At 68.6% G+C, this 22,434-nt stretch carries 17 protein-coding genes and 4 pseudogenes; 12 read left to right on the forward strand and 9 right to left on the reverse strand.

Annotated features, from left to right (window positions below; all coding sequences use genetic code 11):
- Positions 1-28 precede the first annotated feature (28 nt).
- Together speB and ABZT04_RS19455 are read left to right on the forward strand one after the other, a co-directional pair.
- Positions 29-997 carry an agmatinase gene (gene speB, locus ABZT04_RS19450; protein WP_356057884.1) on the forward strand — a complete coding sequence of 323 codons (969 nt, stop codon included), beginning with the start codon at positions 29-31 and terminating at the stop codon, positions 995-997.
- Positions 994-2,679 (forward strand): thiamine pyrophosphate-binding protein, encoded by a 1,686-nt coding sequence (locus ABZT04_RS19455; protein ID WP_356057885.1) that lies wholly within the window; start codon positions 994-996, stop codon positions 2,677-2,679. Before speB ends, ABZT04_RS19455 begins: the two co-directional genes overlap by 4 nt.
- 13 nt (positions 2,680-2,692) lie before the next feature.
- Here ABZT04_RS19455 and ABZT04_RS19460 read toward each other — a convergent pair whose 3' ends face one another.
- From ABZT04_RS19460 to ABZT04_RS19475, 4 genes are all read right to left on the reverse strand, one after another.
- Positions 2,693-3,475 carry a VOC family protein gene (locus ABZT04_RS19460; protein WP_356057887.1) on the reverse strand — a complete coding sequence of 261 codons (783 nt, stop codon included), beginning with the start codon at positions 3,473-3,475 and terminating at the stop codon, positions 2,693-2,695.
- A gap of 129 nt (positions 3,476-3,604) precedes the next feature.
- Positions 3,605-3,907: an antibiotic biosynthesis monooxygenase family protein gene (locus tag ABZT04_RS19465; RefSeq protein WP_356057888.1), complete on the reverse strand. Its 303-nt coding sequence runs from the start codon at positions 3,905-3,907 to the stop codon at positions 3,605-3,607.
- Positions 3,908-3,910: 3 nt separating this feature from the next.
- Positions 3,911-4,861, reverse strand: a complete 951-nt coding sequence (locus ABZT04_RS19470; RefSeq protein ID WP_356057889.1) for an alpha/beta hydrolase — start codon at positions 4,859-4,861, stop codon at positions 3,911-3,913.
- Between the two features lie 61 nt (positions 4,862-4,922).
- On the reverse strand, positions 4,923-5,285 hold the full coding sequence (locus ABZT04_RS19475; protein WP_355921145.1) for a nuclear transport factor 2 family protein: 363 nt from the start codon (positions 5,283-5,285) through the stop codon (positions 4,923-4,925).
- 136 nt (positions 5,286-5,421) lie between these two features.
- Between ABZT04_RS19475 and ABZT04_RS19480 the strand changes: the two genes are divergently transcribed.
- Positions 5,422-6,285, forward strand: a complete 864-nt coding sequence (locus ABZT04_RS19480) for a MerR family transcriptional regulator (protein WP_356057890.1) — start codon at positions 5,422-5,424, stop codon at positions 6,283-6,285.
- Positions 6,286-6,328: 43 nt separating this feature from the next.
- Here ABZT04_RS19480 and ABZT04_RS19485 read toward each other — a convergent pair.
- Positions 6,329-6,457, reverse strand: a pseudogene (locus ABZT04_RS19485) (endonuclease); the annotation flags it as partial.
- Positions 6,458-6,473: 16 nt separating this feature from the next.
- Here ABZT04_RS19485 and ABZT04_RS19490 point away from each other — a divergent pair.
- The 6 genes and pseudogenes from ABZT04_RS19490 to ABZT04_RS19515 all read left to right on the forward strand — a co-directional run.
- Positions 6,474-6,893 (forward strand): annotated as a pseudogene (locus ABZT04_RS19490) (thiamine pyrophosphate-dependent enzyme); the annotation flags it as partial.
- Between the two features lie 117 nt (positions 6,894-7,010).
- The gene (locus ABZT04_RS19495) at positions 7,011-8,279 is read left to right on the forward strand and encodes an ATP-binding protein (protein ID WP_356057891.1); all 1,269 of its coding nucleotides are present in this window, start codon (positions 7,011-7,013) and stop codon (positions 8,277-8,279) included.
- Positions 8,279-8,959, forward strand: a complete 681-nt coding sequence (locus ABZT04_RS19500) for an RloB family protein (RefSeq protein WP_356057892.1) — start codon at positions 8,279-8,281, stop codon at positions 8,957-8,959. Before ABZT04_RS19495 ends, ABZT04_RS19500 begins: the two co-directional genes overlap by 1 nt.
- A gap of 113 nt (positions 8,960-9,072) precedes the next feature.
- Positions 9,073-11,691, forward strand: coding sequence for a class I SAM-dependent DNA methyltransferase (locus tag ABZT04_RS19505; RefSeq protein ID WP_356057893.1), 2,619 nt, complete (start codon positions 9,073-9,075; stop codon positions 11,689-11,691).
- A pseudogene (locus ABZT04_RS19510) lies at positions 11,684-12,229 on the forward strand (restriction endonuclease subunit S); the annotation flags it as partial. The gene ABZT04_RS19505 and the pseudogene ABZT04_RS19510, both read left to right, overlap by 8 nt.
- Positions 12,230-12,673: 444 nt before the next feature.
- Positions 12,674-12,904, forward strand: a complete 231-nt coding sequence (locus tag ABZT04_RS19515) for a hypothetical protein (RefSeq protein ID WP_356058093.1) — start codon at positions 12,674-12,676, stop codon at positions 12,902-12,904.
- Positions 12,905-13,021: 117 nt separating this feature from the next.
- On the opposite strand, the gene ABZT04_RS19520 is transcribed toward ABZT04_RS19515, so the two are convergent.
- Positions 13,022-13,189: a DUF397 domain-containing protein gene (locus ABZT04_RS19520; protein WP_356057895.1), complete on the reverse strand. Its 168-nt coding sequence runs from the start codon at positions 13,187-13,189 to the stop codon at positions 13,022-13,024.
- Positions 13,182-13,979, reverse strand: coding sequence for a hypothetical protein (locus ABZT04_RS19525; protein WP_356057896.1), 798 nt, complete (start codon positions 13,977-13,979; stop codon positions 13,182-13,184). The genes ABZT04_RS19520 and ABZT04_RS19525 overlap by 8 nt, the downstream gene beginning before the upstream one ends.
- A gap of 238 nt (positions 13,980-14,217) precedes the next feature.
- Between ABZT04_RS19525 and ABZT04_RS19530 the strand changes: the two are divergent.
- The 3 genes and pseudogenes from ABZT04_RS19530 to ABZT04_RS19540 all read left to right on the forward strand — a co-directional run.
- Positions 14,218-14,529, forward strand: a pseudogene (locus tag ABZT04_RS19530) (hypothetical protein); the annotation flags it as partial.
- Positions 14,530-14,740: 211 nt separating this feature from the next.
- On the forward strand, positions 14,741-18,331 hold the full coding sequence (locus ABZT04_RS19535; protein ID WP_356057897.1) for a type I restriction endonuclease: 3,591 nt from the start codon (positions 14,741-14,743) through the stop codon (positions 18,329-18,331).
- Positions 18,332-18,389: 58 nt separating this feature from the next.
- Positions 18,390-19,115 carry a SprT family zinc-dependent metalloprotease gene (locus tag ABZT04_RS19540; RefSeq protein ID WP_356058081.1) on the forward strand — a complete coding sequence of 242 codons (726 nt, stop codon included), beginning with the start codon at positions 18,390-18,392 and terminating at the stop codon, positions 19,113-19,115.
- A gap of 47 nt (positions 19,116-19,162) precedes the next feature.
- Here the strand turns inward: ABZT04_RS19540 and ABZT04_RS19545 are convergent, their stop codons facing one another.
- Together ABZT04_RS19545 and ABZT04_RS19550 are read right to left on the reverse strand one after the other, a co-directional pair.
- Positions 19,163-19,969, reverse strand: a complete 807-nt coding sequence (locus ABZT04_RS19545; protein WP_356057898.1) for an endonuclease — start codon at positions 19,967-19,969, stop codon at positions 19,163-19,165.
- Positions 19,970-20,118: 149 nt separating this feature from the next.
- Complete coding sequence (locus ABZT04_RS19550; RefSeq protein ID WP_356057899.1) at positions 20,119-22,392, reverse strand: glycosyltransferase family 39 protein; 2,274 nt, start codon at positions 22,390-22,392, stop codon at positions 20,119-20,121.
- Positions 22,393-22,434: the final 42 nt, after the last annotated feature.

Here is a 22,434-nt window from a genome sequence, read left to right on the forward strand (position 1 = left end):
ACGAAGCGTAGGAAAGAAGGCAGTGCCCATGACCAGCAACGAGACGCCCCGAGGCCCCGTCGACTCCTCCCGCACCCCGCGCTACGCCGGACCGGCGACCTACGCCCGGCTGCCGCGGCTGGACGAGGTCGGCCGCGCGGATGTCGCCGTGGTCGGTGTGCCGTTCGACGCCGGTGTCTCGTACCGGCCGGGCGCGCGCTTCGGCGGCAACGCGATCCGCGAGGCGTCCCGGCTGCTGCGGCCCTACAACCCGGCACAGGAAGCGTCCCCGTTCGCCCTCGCGCAGGTCGCGGACGCCGGGGACATCGCGGCGAACCCGTTCAACATCAACGAGGCCGTCGAGACCATCGAGGCCGCGGCGGACCAACTCCTGGGCACCGGTGCGAGGTTGATGACCCTGGGCGGCGACCACACCATCGCCCTCCCGCTGCTCAGGTCCGTGGCCAAGAAGCACGGCCCGGTGGCCCTGCTGCACTTCGACGCCCATCTCGACACCTGGGACACCTACTTCGGCGCCGAGTACACGCACGGGACGCCGTTCCGCCGGGCGGTGGAGGAGGGCATCCTCGACACGGAGGCGCTCTCGCACGTCGGTATCCGCGGTCCGCTCTACGGCAAGCAGGACCTCAAGGACGACGAGAAGATGGGCTTCGGCATCGTGACGTCCGCCGACGTCTACCGCCGGGGCGCCGACGAGGTCGCCGACCAACTGCGCCAGCGCATCGGCGACCGGCCGCTCTACATCTCCATCGACATCGACTGCCTCGACCCGGCCCACGCGCCCGGCACCGGCACGCCCGAGGCCGGCGGCCTGACCTCCCGCGAACTGCTGGAGATCCTGCGCGGCCTGTCATCCTGCAACCTGGTGTCGGCGGACGTCGTCGAGGTGGCACCGGCGTACGACCACGCCGAGATCACCTCGGTGGCCGCCTCCCACACCGCGTACGACCTGATCACCATCATGTCCCGTCAGATTGCCGAGGCTCGTTCGAAGTGACCCACGACCACGACCTGGAACTCCGCCCGACGGCCGCGCAGACCACCGCCGCCCTGAACCCGCCCCCCGGGCGCAACGGCGGCGACCTGGTCGTGGAGACCCTGGCCGGGCTCGGCGCGACGACCGTCTTCGGTCTGCCCGGCCAGCACGCGCTCGGCATGTTCGACGCGCTGCGCCGCTCCGACCTGCGGTACATCGGGCTGCGGGTGGAGAACAACGCCGGGTTCGCGGCGGACGCGTACGGCCGCATCACGGGCGAGGCGGCGCCACTGCTGCTGTCCACCGGCCCCGGCGCGCTGACCTCGCTGGCCGCGCTCCAGGAGGCACGGGCGGCCTCGGCCCCCGTCCTCGCGATCAGCAGTCAGATCCCGAGCGCCGGTCTGGGCGGCGGCCGGCACGGCTATCTCCACGAACTCCCGGACCAGTCCGCCTCGTTCAGGGGCGTGGTGAAGTCGGTGCACACCGTCCGCACCCAGTCACAGATCCCGTCCGCCATCGCCGAGGCCTGGAAGTCGGCGCTGACGGCCCCGCACGGCCCGGTGTGGGTGGAGATCCCGCAGGACGTGCTGCTCGCCGAGACCCTGCTCCCGGTCGTGACGGCGGTGGACGCGACCCCGGAGGACCTCGTCCCGCGCCCCGAACTGACCGCCGTAGCGGCCGATTTGCTCTCGCGTGCGGCCCGCCCGGCGATCATCGCGGGCGGGGGAGTGGTGCGGGCGGACGCCTCGAAGAAGCTGCGGCAGTTGGCGGAGAAGCTCAACGCCCCCGTCGTCACGACCCCCGGCGGCAAGGGCGCGTTCCCGTGGACGCACCCCTTGTCCCTCCAGTCCTGGCTGGAGGACCGGCACACCACGGACTTCCTGGAGGACGCGGACGTCCTGCTGGTGGTGGGGTCGGGGCTGGGCGAACTGTCCTCCAACTACCACACGTTCGCGCCGCGCGGCCGGGTCGTCCAGATCGAGGCGGACCTCGGCAAACTGGAGTCCAACCACCCGGCGTTGGGCATCCACGCGGACGCGTGGCACGCGCTCCAGGCGTTGCTGGAGACGGTGACGGAGCGGCCGGACGAGACGGCGGAGGGACGGGTGCGGGAGGTGCTGGCGCGGGTGCGCGCCCGCATCGACGCCCAGGAACTCACCCTGGAGCAGGGCGTGTTGGACTCGGTGCGCAAGGCGCTGCCGGCCGGCTCCCCGTCCTTCTGGGACATGACGATCCTCGCCTACTGGGCCTGGTCGGCGTTCGACGCGAAGGGCCCCAACCACCTCCACTCCGCCCAGGGCGCGGGCGGCCTCGGCTACGGCTTCCCGGCGGCGCTCGGCGCGGCTGCGGCGGACCCGACACGGCCGGTGCTGGCGGTGTCGGGCGACGGGGGCGCGCTGTACTCGATCGCCGAGCTGGCGACGGCCAGGCAGTACGACCTGAACGTCACCTGGCTCATCGTCGACGACGGCGGCTACGGCATCCTCCGCGAGTACATGACGGACGCGTTCGGCGAGGCCACGGCCACGGAGCTGACCCGGCCGGACTATGTGGCGCTGGCGGAGTCGTTCGGGGTGCCCGGGGTGCGCACCACCCCGGAGGCACTGGAGGCGGACCTCGCGAAGGCGCTGGGGACGGCCGGACCTTCCGTGGTGGTGCTTCCGGCCGTCCTGCGGATGTTCGCGCCCACGCATCTGGGGTGACGGGCCGCCGGTGTCACATCCGCGGGTCCGGCTTCAGCAGCGCGAACGCAGCGCCGAAGGGGTCCGCGAGCCAGGCCATCCGGCCGACCTCCGGTACGTCCGTCGCCGGCATCAGCACCGAACCGCCCCCGGCCTCCGCCGCCCCGATCGTCGCGTCGACGTCCGTCGAGTGGAAGTACGGTACCCAGCGCGGCTGTTCACCCTCCCCGGCGTTCAACGGCGCGACCCCGCCGAACGAGGCGTCCTGCTGGTCCCCGGCGGCGGTGCTCAGCACCCGGTACGTCATGCCGGGCGCCTCCATGTCCTGGCTGCGCCAGCCGAACAGGCCCTGGTAGAAGGCGATGTCGGCCTCCGGGTCGGGGGCGTGCAGTTCCACCCAGAGCAGGGTGTTGGGCGCGGAGGTGAGTTCCAGACCCGCCGTCCGGCCGGGCTGCCAGAGCGCGAACTCGGCGCCCTGCGGGTCGGTGGCCTGCGCCAGCATGCCCTCGCCCATGACGTCCATGGGCTCCATCCGTACGGTTCCGCCGCCGGCCGTCACGGCCTGGACGGTGGCGGTGATGTCCTCGGTCTTGAAGTGGATCATCCAGGCGGAGTCCGCCCCTTCCTGGGTGAGCGGTCCGAGGGCCGCGACGGTCTTGCCGTCCACCTGGAAGAACCCGTACCCGCCCGCCTCGGGCCCGGCGGAGACGAACCGCCAGCCGAGGACGGCGCCGTAGAACGCGGCCGCCGCCTCGGTGTCGGGGCTGCCGAGGTCGAGCCAGACGGGGGAGCCGGTGGTGAAGTCGGTGCCGAGCATGGAGCCTCCTGGACTGCGGGACGGGCGGATCGGGCGATTCGCGACGGGAGCCACGATGCCGGTCCGTCCGTCGTCGTCCACCCGTGAGCACCGACAGGACTCCGGTTTCCACCGAACGGCCGAACCCGCTCAGCGGGTCCTGGTGACGACCTCGTCGAAGTAGCGGATGAGCAGCGGCTCGGTGAGCATCCGGTCGATCTCGTCGGTCATGCCCGTCTCCGTCCGCCAGGCGAGGTACTCCTCGTAGTGGCGGCGGGTGGCCCACTGGGTGAAGGAGACCACGGAGGTCGGGGAGTCCTGGTCCAGGCGCAGACTGATCGCCTCGCAGCCGTCGTGGGCGAGGCTGTCGGGCAGGGCACGGGACAGGGCGGCGATGACCTCGGCGGTGTGCTCGGGCCTGGTCTTCATTTCGGTGGTGACGTGGACGCTCATGGTTCACAGTCCTCGGACGGTGCGGAGGCGGTCGGTGAAGGCGCGCCGGGCGGCCCGGGACTCGGGGGCGAGCCGGTCCCATCCGTGCGGCACGCCGGGGTGGACGTGGAGTTCGACGGGGACGCCCGCGGCCGCGAGGCGCCCGGCGTAGGAGATGTCCTCGTCGCGGAAGATGTCGAGGTCCCCGGTGTCGATGTACGCGGGGGCGAGCCCGCCGAAGTCCGTCAGGCGGGCGGGGGCGGCGACGGGCGGGACGTCGGCGGTGCCGAGGGCGTCGCCCAGTACCGCGCTCCAGGCGGTGAAGTTGTTGTCGTAGGTCCAGGTCAGGAAGGGTTCGCGGGCCGGGTCCGGGGTCTGGTTGCGGTCGTCGAGCATCGGATAGACCAGGATCTGCCGGGCCAGCGGCACCCGCCGGTCCCGCGCCAGGATCGCCGCGCCGGCCGCGGGCGCTGCGCCGCCGCTGTCACCCATCACCGCGATCCGGGCCGGGTCCACACCCACCTCGTCCGCGTGCTCGACCAGCCAGGTCAGACCCGCGAAGACGTCCTCGGCGAGCATGGTCCCGGTGGCCTCGGGGGCGAGCCGGTAGCCGACGGACAGGAAGGGGACGCCGCTCTGCGCGGCGTACCACGACAGCAGGGTGTCGTAGGTGTCGAGACCGCCCAGGACCATGCCGCCGCCGTGCGCGTAGACGACGGCGGGGCCGGGCTGTGGCTCATCTCCCGTGCTGTACCGGCGCAGTTCGATGGAGGCGCCGTCGGGTGCGGTGGTGAAGTGGGTGGTGGTCGTGATTCCGCTGACCGGCGGGACCAGGCTCGCCATGTACCGCTGGCCCGCGTTGCCGACCTCGCGCAGCGCCTTCCAGTCACCGCGCTCACGGGCGGGGGCGCCGACCGCCCCCTGGGCCAACGCGGCCAGAACGGGGACGAGTTCCGGGTCGAGGATGTAGCTCATGCCTGATCGCTTTCCATCGTGATCGCTTCCATGGTGTGCAGGGGGCGGCCGGTCGTCGCGATCAGTACTCGGGGTCCCGGTTGAAGATCACCACCAGGCTGACGATCTTGCCGTCGCGGACGCTGAAGTAGTTCGACAGCACGACCTCGTCCGGCAGGTTCGTCTTGTCGTACGTCCCGTCGTAGGCGCCGCGCACGATGGTGTCGCCGTGGTGGTCGAGGACCTCGCGCACGTCGATGGTGACCTTGTCGCCGACCATCTCCCGCTCCACCCAGCGCCGCACGGCCGCGCTGCCGGTGAACTCGCGGCGGTTGTCGTTGACGTAGGCGTCCTCGGCGAAGGTGGCCATCACCGCGTCGAGGTCGAGGGCGTTGACGGCGGCGATGTGGTCGGCGACGACGCCGGTGAGTTCGGTGGCACGCATGATCGGGTTCCTCTCACTTCGCGGCTCCGGCGCTGGTCGGCCGGGCAAGGACCACATTGGCCGCTCCCACGCCGGGAGGGTCAACCCCCGCTCCGACGCGTGACTCTCCCCCTGGGGGAGGTGCCAGACTCCAGGGGTGGACGTCACCCTGCCGATCGGCGACTTCGCCCGGGCCACGCACCTGAGCGTCAAGACGCTGCGCTACTACCACCGCGTGGGCCTGCTGGAGCCGGCCGACGTGGACCCGCACACGGGCTACCGGCACTACACCACCGCCCAGATCCCCACCGCGCAGATCATCCGCCGCTTCCGCGCCCTGGACATGCCGGTCGACCAGGTGGCGCAGGTGATCGCGGCCCCCGACATCGAGACCCGCAACCAACTGATCGCCGACCATCTCGGCCAACTGGAGGCGGAGTTGTCCCGCACCCAGAGCGCGGTCACGTCACTGCGCGACCTCCTGTCGCAGCCCCCGGCCGCCGAACGGGCCGACCTCGGACGGCGCCGCGTCGAGGCCACCCCGGCCGCCGCGATCGCCGAGACGGTGGACGTCAAGGAGGCGCTGTCCTGGTACCAGGGCGCACTCGGCGAGATCTACGCGACCCTCGACGCCCAGGACCTGCCCACGGGCGGTCCGGCCGGTGGCATCTTCGGCGACGACCTGTTCACCCATGAACGGGGCCGCGCGACGATCTTCGTGCCCTGCGCGGGCCCGGTGCGGCCGATGGGCCGGGTCGTGCCACTGGTGGTGCCGGCCGTCGAACTGGCCACGATCACCCACCCCGGCCCGCACACCGACATCGACCGCGCCTACGGCACCCTCGCCACCTACGTCACGGAACACGCCCTGGCCGTCGACGGCCCGATCCGCGAGTACTACCTCGTCGGCCGCCGCGACACCGCCGACACCGCCGAGTGGCGCACGGAGATCGGCTGGCCGATCTTCCACACCGGGCCGGACCCCGACGAGGACCCCGGGGAGCGCGGGAAAACTCCTTGAGCCTCGTCGACGTCCATCGAGGCTCAAGGAGCGTCACACCGACCTACCAGATCGCCTCGACCCACTCCGGGTGGTCGATGAACGGGTTCCGGTTGTGCTGGTAGGTGTCGTAGATGACCTGGTTGCGCTTCTCCTCGAAGGCGCTGGGCGGGTCCGCCTCGTTCCAGGTGCGGGAGGTGCCGGAGCGGGTCCGGTCCAACCAGGGGCGCGGTCGGCCACGGCTATGGCTTCCCAGCGGCGCTGGGCACGGCCTCGGCCGAACCGATCGGTCCTCGCGGTGTCCTGCGACGGCGGTGCCCTCCACTCCATCGCGGAACTGGCGACGGCGAGGCAACACGACCTCCCGGTCACCTGGCTCATCGTGGACGGCCGGCTACGGCATCTTGCGCGAGTACATGACGGACGCCTTCGGCGACCCCACGGCGAAGGAACTGTCCCGCCCCGACCATGTGCCGCTCGCCGAGTCCCTTCAGCGTCCCGGGGATACGGGCTTCTCCCGAGACCATGGAGACCGACCTGGCGAAGGCCTTGGCCGCTCCCGGCCCGCGGTGGTCGTGCTCCTGGCGGTGCTGCGGATGTTCGTGGCAATGCACCTGGGTTCGGCTTGATCACCCGATCGGCTGTTCGCGGTGACCTGCACGGGATATGTTCCGTGCGGTCGCAGGCGTCCCGGCCGGGTCGGTGTCAGATGCGGCCGTTACTCTGAGCCGGGAGAGGAGGACAGCGTGCTGCTGAGGTTCCGCGTTGCGAACGTACGGTCCCTGCGAGACGAGCAGGAGCTGTCCTTCGTCGCGTCGGGCGACGGACAGGTTGGATCGGCGAACCGGTTGGATCTCGCAGGCGGCGGATCCATCTCGGTCTTCCCGCTGATCGGTATTTTCGGGGCGAACGCCTCCGGCAAGTCGAACCTGCTGACCGCGATGACGGACATGAGCAACGCCGTTCTCAACTCCTACGCACGCTGGGCCTCCTACGACGGTATCCCGCGCCAGGTCTTCGCCCTGAGCCCCAAGAGCGAGAGCGAACCCTCCTTCTTCGAGGTCGACGTCGTCATCGACTCCGTCCGCTGGACGTATGGATTCGAGCTCAGCGCCAAACGCGTCGAGTCCGAGTGGCTGCACAGTTACCCGCTCGGCCGCCGTCAGGAATGGCTCGACCGTGACGCCTCACGACCGGATGTCTTCAAGTGGCCCGGTGGACGTGTCAGGGACCGTGCCCAGCTCGTACGGCGCACACGACCGAACGCACTGCTCCTCTCCACGGCCGGCACGGACAACCACCCGCAGCTCTCCCCGCTCTTTCACTGGTTCCGCCGCAACTTCTGGATGATCAACCCCGAGGTCGAGCGGGACGAACGAGCGCGATACACCACGAAGGAACTGTCGGGGCCGAGGGCCACCAGGATCCAGGAACTGCTGCGCGTCGCTGACCTCGGCATCACCGGGGCGACGGTCGTCCGGGAGGGCCCGGGCCAGGACGCGGTGAAGCTGACACACCATTCGGCTGCCGGGGACGTGTCCTTCGACTGGCTGGACGAGTCCTATGGCACCCGCTCCTGGTTCGCCCTCCTCGGCCCCATGCTCCTCGCCCTCGACGAAGGCGCGGTCCTGCTCGTCGACGAACTCGACGCGAGCCTGCACTCCCGCTTCGCCGCAGAGGTCGTCCGTCTCTTCCACGACCCGTACGCGAACCCCAAGGGCGCCCAGTTGGTCTTCACGTCGCACGACGCGACGGTCCTCACCTCCCCGAGCGGCGAGCGGCTCCTCGACCCCGGACAGGTGTGGCTGACACAGAAGGACAAGGACGGGGCGACCGAGCTGTATCCGCTCACCGATGTGGAGCCGGGCGAGGACGAGGACCTCACGCAGTCCTATCTCGCCGGGGCGTTCGGCGGGGTTCCGGCCCTGCTGGAGGGACAGATCGCGCGTCGGCTGCTGGTGGCGCGTGAGGCCGGTACGTACGACGAGACAGGCGACCGGGCAGGGCGGGACTGATGGGGCGGGCGCAGAGAGGCAAGGACTCGTGGGAGCGTCCGGCCCAGCGGGGCGGACAGCGCAGGCGCCAGGTCTTCATCTTCACCGAGGGCAAGGTGACCGAGCCCTCGTATCTCGACATCCTCAAGGACCAGGGCGTCCCGCTCGCCGACAAGGTCCCGGTCGAGATGCACATTGCCAACCGCAAGGCGGACAGCGGGCGCAAGCCGCTCGACCTCGTCGAGCAGGCGATCATGCTGAAGCGGGAAGAGGACCGTAAGGCCAAGCGGGCGAAACTGGACGCGAAGTTTCTGCCTGAAGTCTGGTGCCTCTTCGACCACGACAACTACAAGTACATCCGCGACGCGTTGGAGCAGGCGGAGAAGGCGGGCATCGGAGTCGCCTTCTCTCATCCGTGTTTTGAGGTGTGGCGCCTCGCCCACTACAAGCCGGTCAGCGGCTCGTTCGCCGGAGTGTGCGGCGGAGCGGCCGAACGACTGCCGTTCCAGCGCGGCTCCCAGGACGCCAACACTCCCAAGCTCGTCCTGCCGCACCAGGTCCTGGGCCGATACAAAGCGGCGCGGAAGAACGCCGAGCGGATGAACAGCCAGCATGGGGCGCATGTGGGCAAGTGGGACCGGGACCCATACACCGACGTGCACAAGTTCGTGGAGAAGGCACTGCACATCGACACGTACTGACTCCTTGCCCGACTCGTTGGCCGACAGGCATTCCCTGATTTCGGGTTGGTGAGGGGCGGGCAATAAAGTCTCCCCGTCATCTCAGGTCGGGTCGGGGTCGTAGGGAGTCGTACGTGGCCAAGCTCACGCTCGCCCAGTTGGAGCGGCATCTGTTCGCCGCCGCGGACATTCTGCGCGGCACGATGGACGCCTCCGAATACAAGGACTACATCTTCGGGCTGCTCTTCCTGAAGCGGGCCAACGACGAGTTCGAGGCGGCCAGGGACAAGCTCCGGGAGTACGCGGCCGAGGAGCTGAAGCTGAGCGACGATGACCTTCCCGGCTATCTGGAGCAGGCAGGGCCGTACCGCAAGCGCGATGTGCTGTACGTGCCGAAGGAGGCCCGTTGGCAGGAAGTCTCCGCCGCCACCCACAACATCAACGAGATGACCCTGCGCCCGGCACTCCAGGCGCTTGAGCGTCAGAACACCAAACTCAAGGGCCTCTTCGACCACCTCGACTTCAACCGCATCGGCGGATCGGGCGCCGCGTCAGGTGCGGCGAAGCTGGCCGACCAGCGCCTCAAACTCCTCATCGCGCACTTTGGGCGGATCCGGCTGCGCACGGAAGACTTCGAGTTCCCCGATCTGATCGGTGCCGCGTACGAGTACCTGATCAAGGAGTTCGCGGACTCGGCCGGCCGCAAGGGCGGTGAGTTCTACACCCCGCGTGCCGTGGTCCGCATGATGGTCGAACTCCTCGCCCCCACCGAGGACATGAGGATCTACGACCCGTGCGTCGGTTCGGGCGGCATGCTCATCCACGCGGCGGAGTACGTGGAGGAGCACGGCGGCGACACGTCGTCGATGTTCTTCGCCGGGCAGGACGCCAACTCCGGCTCCTGGATCATGTCGACGATGAACATGGTCCTGCACGGGGTACGTCGCTTCGACCTGACCACGGGGGACACGCTTTCGGAGCCGACGCATGTGCCCCGGTCGGACGAGGACCGGTTCGACGGAGTGCTCAGCAATCCGCCCTTTTCCCTGGACTACGCCCTTGAAGACTTGGCGCACCCGACCGAGCGCGCCGAGTACGGGGCCACGAGCGAGCGCGGCAAGGCCGACCTGATGTTCCTCCAGCACATGCTGTGGGAGGCCAAGCGGGACAGTTCTCGTGGCGGCATGGTCATCACGGTCATGCCGCACGGGGTCCTCTTCCGTGGGGGTGGCGAACAAGCCATTCGTACGGGCCTGTTGGACAAGGACGCAGTGGAGGCGGTCATCGGCCTTGCGCCGAACCTCTTCTACGGGACGGGCATCCCGGCCTGCATTCTGGTGCTGCGTCCGCCGGGCCGGAAGGGCAAGGACCGGGAGCGGAAGGTGTTGTTCATCAACGCCGACCGGGAGTTCCACGCGGAGCGGGCACAGAACATCCTGCTGCCCGAGCACGCCGAGAAGATCGTCTCGACGTTCCACGCGTACGAACAGGTGCCCGGCTTCTCGCGGATCGTGACCCGCGAGGAACTCGCCGCCAACAACGACAACCTCAACATCCGCCGCTACGTGGACAACACGCCGCCGCCCGAACCGCAGGACGTGCGTGCGCATCTGGTGGGCGGGGTCCCACGCGCGGAGATCGAGGCGAAGAAGCCGGTGCTCGACTCGTACGGGATAGGGCTGGCCGATCTGTTCGTGGAGCGGGAGCCGGCGGACCCGAAGTATGTGGACTTTCGGGGCGAGGAGGCGGGTGGCCGTCCCGAGCTGGGCGAGCTGGCCCGGCCTCGGGAGGAAGCGCTGCGGGCGGAGTTCGGCAAGTGGTGGGAGGAGGAGGCCGCCCGTCGTTTGGAGGCGGTCGCGGCCACCCCTGAAGCTCTTGCTTCGTCTACGTCGTCGGAGCGCAAAGCCGCGTTGATGGCGGTGCGGGGGCAGTTGATGGAGTCGTTCGTGAAGCGGCTGAGCCGGGTCGGGTTGCTGGACCGTTACGCGTTGGCCGGGGCGGTGGCCGGGTGGTGGTACGACGCGAAGTACGACCTGCTCGCGCTGTCGGAGAACGGGTTTGGGGGTGTGGTCGACGGGTGGGTCGAGAACGTCGACACGTTGCTTGCGCCTGAACAGGACGCGCGGACGAAGAAGTTGCGGACGCGCACGGCGTCGGAGCGGCGGCAGGCGTACGACCACAAGGTGGTTGCGGCCATTGCTCCACGGTTCTTGGAGGAGTTGGCGGAGGCCGATGTGCGGAAGGCGGAGGCTGATGCGCGGTTCAAGGAGCTGAACGCGCGGCTTTCGGGGGACGGGGAGGAGTCGGAGGCCGACGGTGACCCGGCTGATGGTGAGGCTGACTCCGAGAAAGTCGCTCTGAGTGTCGAGGAATTGGATGCTCTGACTGCCGAGCTGACGAAGGTGAAGAAGGCGCGGACGAAGGCGGGCGCGGACATCAAGCGTCTTGAGGCCGACTTCCACCGGTATCCGTATCCGAGCGCTTCGCCGACGCTGGGGGAGGAACCGCCTCGGTTGTTCCGGGCGCGGGAGGAGATGGGCGTGGAGGGGGAGCGCCGGGTGGTGCTCGATCTGTTGCGGGACGACCTGGCGGCGAAGCTTGACGGCCATGTGGTGCGGTGGCAGCGGGAGTTGGCGGCTTCCTATGAGACGTGGGAGCAGAAGTATGCGGTTTCGCTGAGGGAGATCCGGGCGGGGCGGGAAGCGGCGGCGGGGCGGTTGGACGGGTTCTTGGAGGAGTTGGGCTATGCGTGAATCCGCTGACTATCTCGCCAGTAGTCCAAGGTGGGAGACCAGGCCTCTCGCTGATGTAACAGAGGTGCTGCGACGCGGCACATCTCCCACGTACGTGGCAAGCAGTTCGATTCGAGTAATTGGTCAGAGGTGTGTCCAAGCTGACGGGTTTCATCCTTATGCGACTCGCCTCCAGGATCCTGTACAACTCGGCAGAGCTCTCATGGCGAAACCCGGTGACGTGCTGCTCAATTCTACTGGGACTGGGACCATTGGGCGAAGCTGCGTTTTTGACGTAGAGGGAAGATTTGTTGTTGATTCGCATGTGACGCTTCTCCGGGGTAGGCGAGATCTGGTAGAGCCAAGCTGGCTTGATATGATTCTGCGCTCGCCGCAAATGCAGACATATCTTGAGTCGCACTGTTTTGCCGGGTCGACAAACCAAGTTGAGCTATCGGGCAGAGAGCTCGCGCAAGCAGTGTTCCCTGTCCCGCCCCTCACTGTGCAGCGGCATATTGTTGACCTGCTCGACAGTGTTACGAATTTGGAGCGTGGAATTGAGGCGTCAATCGCTAAACTCAGGGCCGCCCGATCAGGTATGCGGGAGAGTATGCTAGCCGAAATGGCCTGGGATTTCCCGCTGGAGGAGGCTCTGAGTGGGCCAATCCGGAATGGCTTCTCGCCGGTTGAGAGTGTTGCCTGGACTGGAGTTCAGATGCTGGGACTCGGGTGCCTCACGCCGTCGGGGTTCTTCCCAGGTCAGCTGAAGAATGCCCCTTCGGGTGTGTCGCCTACGCATGCGGCAGTCTTGTCGGACGGGGATCTCTTGATGAGCCGTGCTAATACCCGGGAGTTGGTGGGGCTGGTAGGCGTGTATAAAGATGTGGGAACGCCATGCATTTACCCGGACCTCATGATGAGGTTGCAGCCGTCGAGCCGAACGTCTGAATCATTTCTCGCTACTGTCCTGATGTCGGATCGGGCACGGCGGGTAATTCGATCGATGGCTCAGGGCACCTCGGAAAGCATGGTCAAGATTTCGGCAAGCGTGGTGCGTAAGCTTCGAGTCCCTCTTCCTGCTTTGGATGACCAAGCGCACCTGCTCTCGGCAATCGGCAGTGTGACGCGACTGTTGGAATCCGAAGTGGCAGAACTGACAAAGCTCCGCAGGCTCAAGCAGGGACTCCTGGACGATCTGCTGAGCGGGCGGGTTGCAGTTTCGGCAATGGCGTAACCACGTTCGTTCCTCGCCGTGAGGCGAGGAGTGAGGGGCGAACGGATCATGGTAATGGAGAGATAAGGCAGTGAGGTTTCCCTCCTTGACTGCGGTGACGAAAGAAGACCAGTTCGGCTAGGAGAAGAGCGAGGTCGGGCAGGTCTGGGCCTTGGAATCGCGGGTTAGGACGCCTGCGGGGTGGTGGCCCAAGACCCTCAAGCTGCTCCTGGCCTCGCTGCCGCTGTAGGAAGATTTCCGCCAACCGTTCAGCGGGGTAGCGTTTGCGGTGATCAGTTCAGTCATCGCGTTCGTAATCCTTCACCGTGGTCAGGCGCGTGCGCTTCTGCTGCCGAGTCCGAGAGTTCCAGAGCCTTGGGGCCGTGCCCGAGGCTGGATGCCTGGAGGGACATGCCGCGCAGGGTTCTACAGTAGGTGAGGTGGTCGTCGCCTCGCGGGCCAGTCGGAGGGCTTGCACGTAGTAGCGCTGCCCAAGGCCGTGGGCCTTCTCGTACATGGCCATCCAGCCGGTCAGATACGTGAGTTCGGACGCGGCGGCCAGCATGCCCTTGCGGACGGGTTCCGTGGCTTGTGCCTGGAGCCAGGGGCCGACGGTATTGACGAGGAACGCGGACGCCATGGGCAACGCGTGCCCGGCACCGAGTTCGTCGAGAATCTCCGCGATCCGGTCGGTCATGGTGCGGATCGACTGCACCTGTGAAGAACCAATGGGAACGGTTCTCTTGCCAGGCGTCACCGATTTATCCGCCGCTCGCGCGGGGAGGGTGAACACGGGAACGGACAGCGCGGCAGAGAAGACCGTGGCGGTCAGCATGCTGCGGCGGGACGGATCCATGGTTGCCCTTCCGAGGTCGATCAACTCCTCGACAGTGTCGGCGTTTTGGGACCCTGTGAGCGACGGTGCGGGTTGCAGGCCAGCTTCCGCATGGGTGACGGGGCGTCCGAGCCGGGCCGAGAAGGCCTCGACGATCAGAGCCCTGACCTGAGGCTTTGGCTGAACCCCTGCGATCCAGTGCGTGACTGCGGTCCGGTCGTACGTCAGGTCGAGTCCTGTCTGGGGACCGAGGTGATTCACCTGCTGTGCGAGCTGGGTCCTGGTCCATCGTGCCTGTTCAAGCAGGTTGTCCAGGGCGGGGTTGGGGTGCGTTTCCGTGCCATGTCTTCAACTCCCGACGGCTTGCGTGGTGTTCAGCGACGGCGCCTCTTGCACATGCGCCGAGCGATCAACGCACCCGGCGTCGAGCCCTCTGGCTTGCCGTTCACGGTGTCGACGTCGGCCCGCGCCGGATTCACCGCATCGAGATGGCCGCCGCATGATGTACGTGAGCCACGCCGCCGCCGGCCTGGCCACCACGGCCAGCCAGCCCCGTCTCCTCCCCTGGTCCAACCTCGACGGCAACCCCTGCTACCTCCTCACCGACGACACCGGCACCAGTCGTCTCTCCCGCATCGCCGACAACGTCGAAGCCGTACAGCTGGACATGGCCGACGACCTTCTCGAACATGCTGCTGACCTCCTTGGTGACAGCAAGGCCACGGCGCCCCAACTCCGTTTCCTCGCTGCCCGATTGACCGAATCGCTCCACGACGTGCATCGCGTCGCCCGGAGCAGGGGTGCCCGCCTCCCCGTTTCCTACGACGACGAGGCCACCGACGAGAAGGACACCGGCGCCTCACCCGTACTCCCCGGTGAGCGTGCGGACGTACCACCGCATAGCCGTCTACGTGCGCACGCACAGCCTCGCGCCGCTCTGTCCGGAACCCTCCCCTTGCCCCGCCCCCGGGCGCAGAATGGATCTCCGGGGAACAGCGGGACGTACGGGGAGGCGCGGGGCTGTGGTGGTGCACGTCGAGCGGGACGAGGTGGAGCGACCGTTCGTCGCGCAGTTGGAGGCCATGGGGTGGACGCACGTCCCGGGCGTGGAGGTGGACACGCTTGACGCCGCCGTGCCGCTGCTCGTCGACCAACTGGCGCCCGCGCTGCGGCGGATCAACGTCCGTGGCAGTGATGGTCGGCCCTGGATGGGTGAGGACGACATTCGGCGGGTGGTCGGCGAGCTTGCCTCCCTGTCCCTCGGCAAGGGCATCGTCCACGCGAATCTCGCCGCCACCGACATGCTGCTCCACGGCTGGACGCTTCCCTCGCCCTCCGCCGCACACGGTGGACCGTCCGCCACCGTCCAGTACGTCGAGTGGCACCCGGACCGTCTCGCGCGCAACACCTTCACCGTCGTGGACCAGCTCCGCGTGCGCAGCCGTTCCGGTGAGCTGTCGATACTCGACCTCGTCCTCTTCGTGAACGGCATCCCGCTCGTCGCCGTCGAATGCAAGAGCGCCGATCTCGCCGAGCCAGTCCGTAGTGCCGTACTCGATCTTCGGTACTACGCAGGGAATCCCGTCCCGGACTTCGACGCCACCGATACTCTGGTCCCCGCCGGTGTCCCGGAACTGTTCCGGACCGTGCAACTCCTCGTCGCCGCGACCGGCGAGACCGCACACCTGGGTACCGTCACCTCCGAGCCCGAGCACTTCCACCCGTGGCGCAGTGTCGAACCTGAGCAGGAGAGCGTGCTGCGACGGGAGTTGCGTACCGCCGGGCTGCTCGCGGACGCCGTCTCGGGCGCGTCCGAATCCGCACCCGCGTCGCTCGGCGAGCAGCAGAAGCTCGTCGGTGTGGTGCTGCGGCCGGCCGGTCTGCTCAACGTCGTACGGCACTACGTGATCCCGATGGCTGTCGAGTCGGGGGCGGACGGCGGGGCTGTGCGGACCGTCAAGGCCGTCGCCCGCCATCAGCAGTACCGGGCGGCCGAGAAGGCCGTGCACAGGCTGCTGACCGGGCGGGCTCGTGCGGGGCGGGACACGGATGACGAGCGTGGCGGTGTCATCTGGCACACGCAGGGTTCCGGCAAGTCGCTGACCATGACGTTCCTGGTGCGCCGGGTTCATCTGCACCACCGGCTCAGCGAGTTCATGGTGGTCGTGGTGACCGACCGCACCCAGTTGCAGACCCAGCTCTCCCGGACGCTGAAGCTCAGCGAGTCCGATGTCGAGACGGCGAAGACCCGGACGCAGATGGAAGGGCTGCTGCGGGACGGTGGGCGGCGTGTCGTCTTCGGGATGATCCAGAAGTACGGGAACGGGTTCACCTTCGCCGGGGAAGCGGAAGGCAGCGGGGACGACCGGGACCTGGTCGGGGAGGGCGAGCAGGCCCGAGAAGGAGAGCAGGCCGAAACCCAGGGACCTGTACCGGACTTCCCCGAATGCAACATCTCGCCGGACATCCTCGTCCTCGTCGACGAGGCGCACCGCTCGCACACCAGCATCCTGCACGCCGCCCTGCGCAAGGCGATCCCGAACGCCGCCAAGATCGGGTTCACGGGTACGCCGATCATCACCGGGCAGGAGGAGGACACGCGCCGGATCTTCGGGCGGGGCGACTCGCCGCGGGGCTTCCTCGACGAGTACCGGATGGAGGACGCCGAGTACGACGGTGTCGTGGTCCGTATCCGCTACGAGGGGCGGACCGGGGAGGGCGAGGTCCGTGACGGGGATGTCCTCGACGAGGGGTTCGACGACCTCGTCCGGGACCGCACTCCGGAGGAGCGCGCCGCGCTGCTCAAGCGCTGGCCCACCGAACGGGACGTCGCCGAGTCCGCTCCCATGATCGAGGCGAAGGCCGTGGACATGCTGGAGCACTGGGTGACCACTGTGCTGCCCGGCGGCTTCAAGGCGCAGGTGGCGGCGGTCAGCAGGAAGGCGGCCGTCCAGTATCACCACGCTCTCCGCAGGGCTCGGGACGAACTCCTCTCCGAACTGGCCGAGTTCGACCCGGAGTCGGTGGCCGGGACCCCGCTGGAGCAGTTGTCCGGCAGGCTGCGCTATCTGCACCAGGCCCACCAGTTCCGGGCGTTGCTGCGGCGGATCGACTTCGTGCCGGTCATCTCGCCGGGGTCGGGTCACAAGCGGGGGGAGTGGCGGGAGTGGACCGACGCCGGTCGCCAGGAGGCGTACACCGAACGCTTCCAGAAGGCGTTCCCCGAGCTGGCGCCCGATCCGGAGTGGGTCGCCGTGACCCCCTTCAACCCGCCGCAAGCCCCGATGCCGCCCACCGGACCGGCCGGCGGCATGAACGCCCCGTGGTCCGATGCCGCGAACAGCGAGCCGACGCCCCTCGCCGGCTCAGTACCCGACCCCGTGCACTCCGACAGTCCCATCGCCTTTCTGATCGTAAAGTCCATGCTGCTCACGGGATTTGACGCTCCGCGCGAGCAGGTGCTCTACCTGGACCGGCCCATCCGTGACGCCGAGCTGCTCCAGGCCGTCGCGCGTGTCAACCGCACGTCGCCCGGTAAGGAGGTCGGCTACGTCGTCGACTACTACGGCGTCTTCGAGCACCTCTCCAGCGCGCTCGCCGGGTACCGGGACGCCGATGTCACCGACACCATGCGCAAGTTGTCCGACGAAGTGGACAACCTCGGGCCCGCTGCCCAGAACGTCCGCGACTTCTTGCGGCAGAACGGCATCGAGGACGCGGAGCTTGACCAGCTCGCCAAGCTGGGGCCCGCGGCCGTCGCGCTGCAAGACGAAGCTCTGCGGTTCGACTTCGACGAGGTACTGCACGAGTTCCTCGCCACCCTTGAGCGTGTCCTCCCGCACGAGGGCGCTCTCGACTACGTCGCGGACGCCAGGCGCTGGAGCCTGCTCCAGAAGCGGGTGCGGCGCCTGTGCCGGGACGACGAGGGCGGTACGTTCACACTGCGCCGGTACGGCCGCAAGGTCCGGGCCATGATCGCCGACCACCTTGAGGGCCCGGAGATCGACCAGATCATCCCGCCGGTCTCGCTCACCGCGCTCACCTTCGATGACGTCGTGCGGCGGCTGCCGTCGCGGGAGGCCGCTGCGGAGATGGGGCACGCGCTCCGCTTCCATCTGGAGGAGCGGACGAAGCGGGAGGACCCCGCGAAGTACGAGCGGCTCTCCCAGCGCCTGGAAGAGATCCTGCGTACGATGCCGGGCCGCTTCGACGAGCAGATCGAGGAGTTCGGTCCGCTAATAGAGGAGGCCAGGCAGGAGCGGGAGGAATCCCCGGAACTCGCCGGTCTCACGCCGCTCGAACAGAGGATGTACCGGCTGCTGGAACAGATCCTGGAAGACAGTCCCGGGGTCACGCTGGCCGGTGGCGGCGACGTCAGACAACTCACGGGCAAGGTGTGCGACGTGGCTACCCGGGCCATGGCCAGGGCGTCGTACCAAGGGCAGCACCAGGACATCAGCATGTTGGCCGGTGACCTTCATGAGGTCCTGCTCAGCGGCGGTGTCCGGCCCGTTGGCGCGGACTGGGCTCCGTTGGAGAACGTGGCCCAGCGCCTGGCGTCCTTCGCGCAGGACAACCTTCGGCAGTTTCGGGGCAGGGCGAGGGGAGAATAGGCCGGTGACCGCGCCTGCTGATCCTTCGACGTACTTCGCCCCCGAACCTCTGCTCACAGTGGACGGGTTGTCTCTGCGAGTACGTGCCAGCGCCCGCAGGAAAAGGTTCGCGCTGACTGTCGAGCCTGACGCGACCCTCACCCTGCATGCCCCTGCCGGACGTTCGACGGCCGAGGCGGAGCAGTTCGTGCGAGCCCACCACAACTGGTTGCTGACCAAGCGGCGGGAGCGAGAGCGTGTCCGCCCGCTCAGCCCCGCCAAACAACTCGCTGACGGAGAGGCCTTCCGCTACTTGGGGCGCACGTATCGGCTGGCTGTATCCGGTGAGGAGGGGGCGGCCGGAGGCGTCCGGCTGATCGCCGGGCGCCTTGTCATGGGCCCGGATCTGGCGGCGGAGCCGCAGGCGGGGCGGGCAGCGCTTGTCGACTGGTACTGCCGGGCCGGCCGGAACTGGACGGGACAGCGGCTTCAGCCTTGGGCAGCCCGCATGGGTGTGACCGAGCCGGAACTTGAGGTACGGGACCTGGGGGCGCGATGGGGATCATATCGACCGCCGCAGGACGGCTCGGAAGACAAGGGCCTGATGAGTCTCGGGTGGCCGCTCTTCCAACTGCCCATGCATCTGATCGACTACGTCATCGCACACGAACTGGCTCACGTGAAGGTGTCCGGTCACCGGGAGGACTTCTGGCGGCTGCTGCGGAGCGCCCTGCCCGAGTACGAGGGTCGGCGGGACGACCTTGACGAGCTGGGGCGGCGACTCTGGATGGGTGATATTCGGTAGGGGGCTGAACTCCCGCAGTATGTACGGGAGTTCAGCGGCAGTGCGGCCTACCAGATCGCCTCGACCCACTCCGGGTGGTCGATGAACGGGTTCCGGTTGTGCTGGTAGGTGTCGTAGATGACCTGGTTGCGCTTCTCCTCGAAGGCGCTGGGCGGATCCGCCTCGCTCCAGGCCTTGAGGACGGAGAGCTTGCCCATGTAGGGGTTGCTGCCGTTGCCCACCTTCTCGTTGGGCTCCAGGTCGGCGAAGCCGTCGTCGCCCTCGTAGCGCACGGCCATGTAGAGGATCATGCGGGCCACGTCGCCCCGGTCCGCCGCGCGCGGCGCGAAGGAGTCCGAGTCGACGGTGCTGCCGCCGCCGTTGGTGACCGCGCTGCCGCCGTTGTCGAAGTCCAGGTTGCCGCGGATGCTGTTGACCTGGACGTCGGCGGGACGCAGGTGGTGCAGGTCGGTGCCCGGGCCGGTCACCTCGCCGAAGTCGCCGTGCGACTTGGCCCAGGTGTGCTCGCGGTTCCAGTCGCCGACGTCGCCGCCGTTGAGGGACTTGGCGCGGGAGACACCGCTGTACAGCAGGATCACGTTGTTGCTGTTGTTCGGGTCCTGGTCGGTGGCCATGAGGGCGTTCCAGACCGCGGCGTACGAGATCTTCGTGACGCCGGTGCTGATGATCGTGTGCAGCGACGACTTCAGGCTCGTGCCGGTCTTGCCGACCGCGTTCTTGTAGTACGTCGAGTCGTACGCGGTCGTCGTGGCGGCGGCCGGGGTGGCCGTCAGTGTGGGGGCGGTGAGACCGACCAGGACGGCGGCCGTCGCCAGCGCGACCGACCTCCAGTGCCGTATGTGGGGCGCCAGCATAAAGAGTTTCCCATCTACGCGGGTTGATTAGGCGGCACAGGGAGGGTGGCATGGACATGAGGTATTGGTGGTTAACGGAATGTTAAAAACGGCCCCCGACCGTGTGGTCGGGGGCCGTTGGGGCGGTGGGCGGTTCGCCTACGCCGGTGTCACTTCACGTCCGACGGGTCCAGCCGGTACAGCGTCGACGTGTTGGTGGTGGAGGTCGAGGAGCTCGAACTCGTCTCCGCCGTCGCGCTCTTGTCGTACGCGCTCTCCTTCACCGCCGTCGCGTTCTTCTGCACCCATGCGGTGATCTCGGTGTTCAGGGTGCTGTTGCCGCCCATGCCACCGCCGCCGAGCTGGATGTAGTGCAACTCGCCCTTCTTCACCAGCTCCTTGAGCTTGGCGAGGGTCATCGCCTGGTCGGAGCCGGTGAAGCCCCACATGGAGATGACGGGCTTGTGGGTGCTGAGGATCAGCTGGCCCGCGCTCTGCGAATTGGACACCGCGAGCAGCCACTTGGCGCCGTCCTGGTGCTTCTCCAGGTACGAGATCAGCGCGCTGGACGTGGTGCCGCCCATGCCGCCACCGCCGCCGCCGAAACCGCCGCGCGTACCGCCGGTGCTGCCGGTGTCGCCGCCCGGAGCCGTACCGGTGCCACCGGGCGCCGTACCGCCACCGGGGAACTCCCCGGTGGTACCGCCCGGTTGACCACCGGCCGCACCGCCCGCCGCGCCACTCGGCGCCCCGCTCGGTGCTCCGCCGCCCTGCGGCAGCTCACCCGTGCCGCCGCCACCCGGGGTCATCCCGCCGGGAGCTTCACCGTTGGCCTGGCTGCCGCCGGGACCGCCCTCGCCGCCGCCGAAGCCGCCGCGGGTGCCGCCGCCCGGGCCGCCGCCCATGCCGCCGCCCGTGGACGGACCGGCCGTCGGGTTGGTGCCGCCCATGCCGCCGCCGGAGCCGCTGGAGGCGGCCGGAGTCACGGCGTACGCCGTCGGACCGGCGAGCGCGGCGATGATCGCGGCCACCACGGACGCGGTCAGCAGCCGGGCCCGGTTGCCCGAACCGGTGCGGAAGACGAACAGGCCCACGATCGCGAGGACCATCAGCACACCGACCGTCGGCCACAGCCAGGTGTTCCAGCCGGAGGCCCGGCGCAGCACCACGATCGCCCAGATCCCGGTGACCGCGAGGCCGGCCGGCAGGACCCAGGACCAGCGGGCGTCGCCGCCGCGGAAGGCGCGCCACAGCATGACGCCGCCGCCACCGCACAGCGCCGCGATGCCCGGGGCGAGCGCGGTCGTGTAGTACGGGTGCATCGTGCCCTGGGCCATGCTGAAGGTGACGTAGTGCAGCAGGGTCCAGCCGCCCCACATGACCAGCGCGGCGCGCGTCGGGTCGGTGCGCGGGGCGCGGCCGACCAGGACCAGGCCGGCGATCAGGGCGACGGCCGAGAAGGGCAGCAGCCAGGAGATCTGGCCGCCGAGGATGTCGTTGAACATCCGGCCGAGGCCCGCGGTGCCGGCGAACGTACCGCCGCCACCACCCCCGGCGCCGCCTCCGCCGCCGTTGCCCTCGCCGCCGAACACGCGGCCGAAGCCGTCGTAGCCCATGATCAGGTCCCAGGCCGTGCCGTCCGTCGAGCCGCCGATGTAGGGGCGGTCGGCGGCGGGGACGAGGGAGACGGCCGTGGCCCACCAGAAGCTGGAGACGGCCAACGCGACTGTCGCCAGGGCCAGTTGGACCAGCTTCTTCTTCCAGCCGAGCTTCGACGCGAACAGGTAGACGGCGAAGACGGCGGGCAGCGCGATGTAGCCCTGGAGGAGCTTGGTGTTGAAGGCGAAGCCGAAGCAGACCGCGGAGCCGATCAGCGGCAGCAGGCGCTCGGTGCGCACGGCGCGCAGACCGAGGGCCGCGCCCGCCACCATCAGCAGGACGAGGAGGGTGTCGGGGTTGTTGTCCCGGTTGATGGCGACGGTGATCGGGGTCAGCGCGAGCACGAGCGCGGCGATCGTCGCGGCCACGTGGCCGAAGTACCGCTTCACGGACGAGTGCAGGATCCAGATCGTGCCGAGCGCGGCGGCGACCTCCGGCAGCATCATCTGCCAGGTGCCGAAGCCGAAGATCCGGCACGACAGGCCCATCACCATCAGGGAGAAGGGCGGCTTGTCGACCGTGATGAAGTTGCCCGCGTCCAGCGAGCCGAAGAACCAGGCCTTCCAGCTCTGCGTGCCGCTGTATACGGCGCTGCTGTAGAAGCTGTTGAGGCTGGAGCCGGTCAGGTTCCAGGAGTACAGCACGGCGGCCAGGACCATGATCGCGAGCAGCGCGGGCAGCGACCAGCGGGGCGCCTTCTCCGGCGCCGCCTCGGGTGGAGCCGGCGGCGGCCAGTCGGCGGACGCGGGGTCGGTGTGGGGGTGTGGATCGGTGGCAGATGTCACCCGGCCATGGTGCGAAGACAGGGTGGGTAGGTGCTGTGCCCG

Source organism: Streptomyces sp. NPDC005492 (assembly GCF_040605995.1).
Classification (GTDB): domain Bacteria; phylum Actinomycetota; class Actinomycetes; order Streptomycetales; family Streptomycetaceae; genus Streptomyces.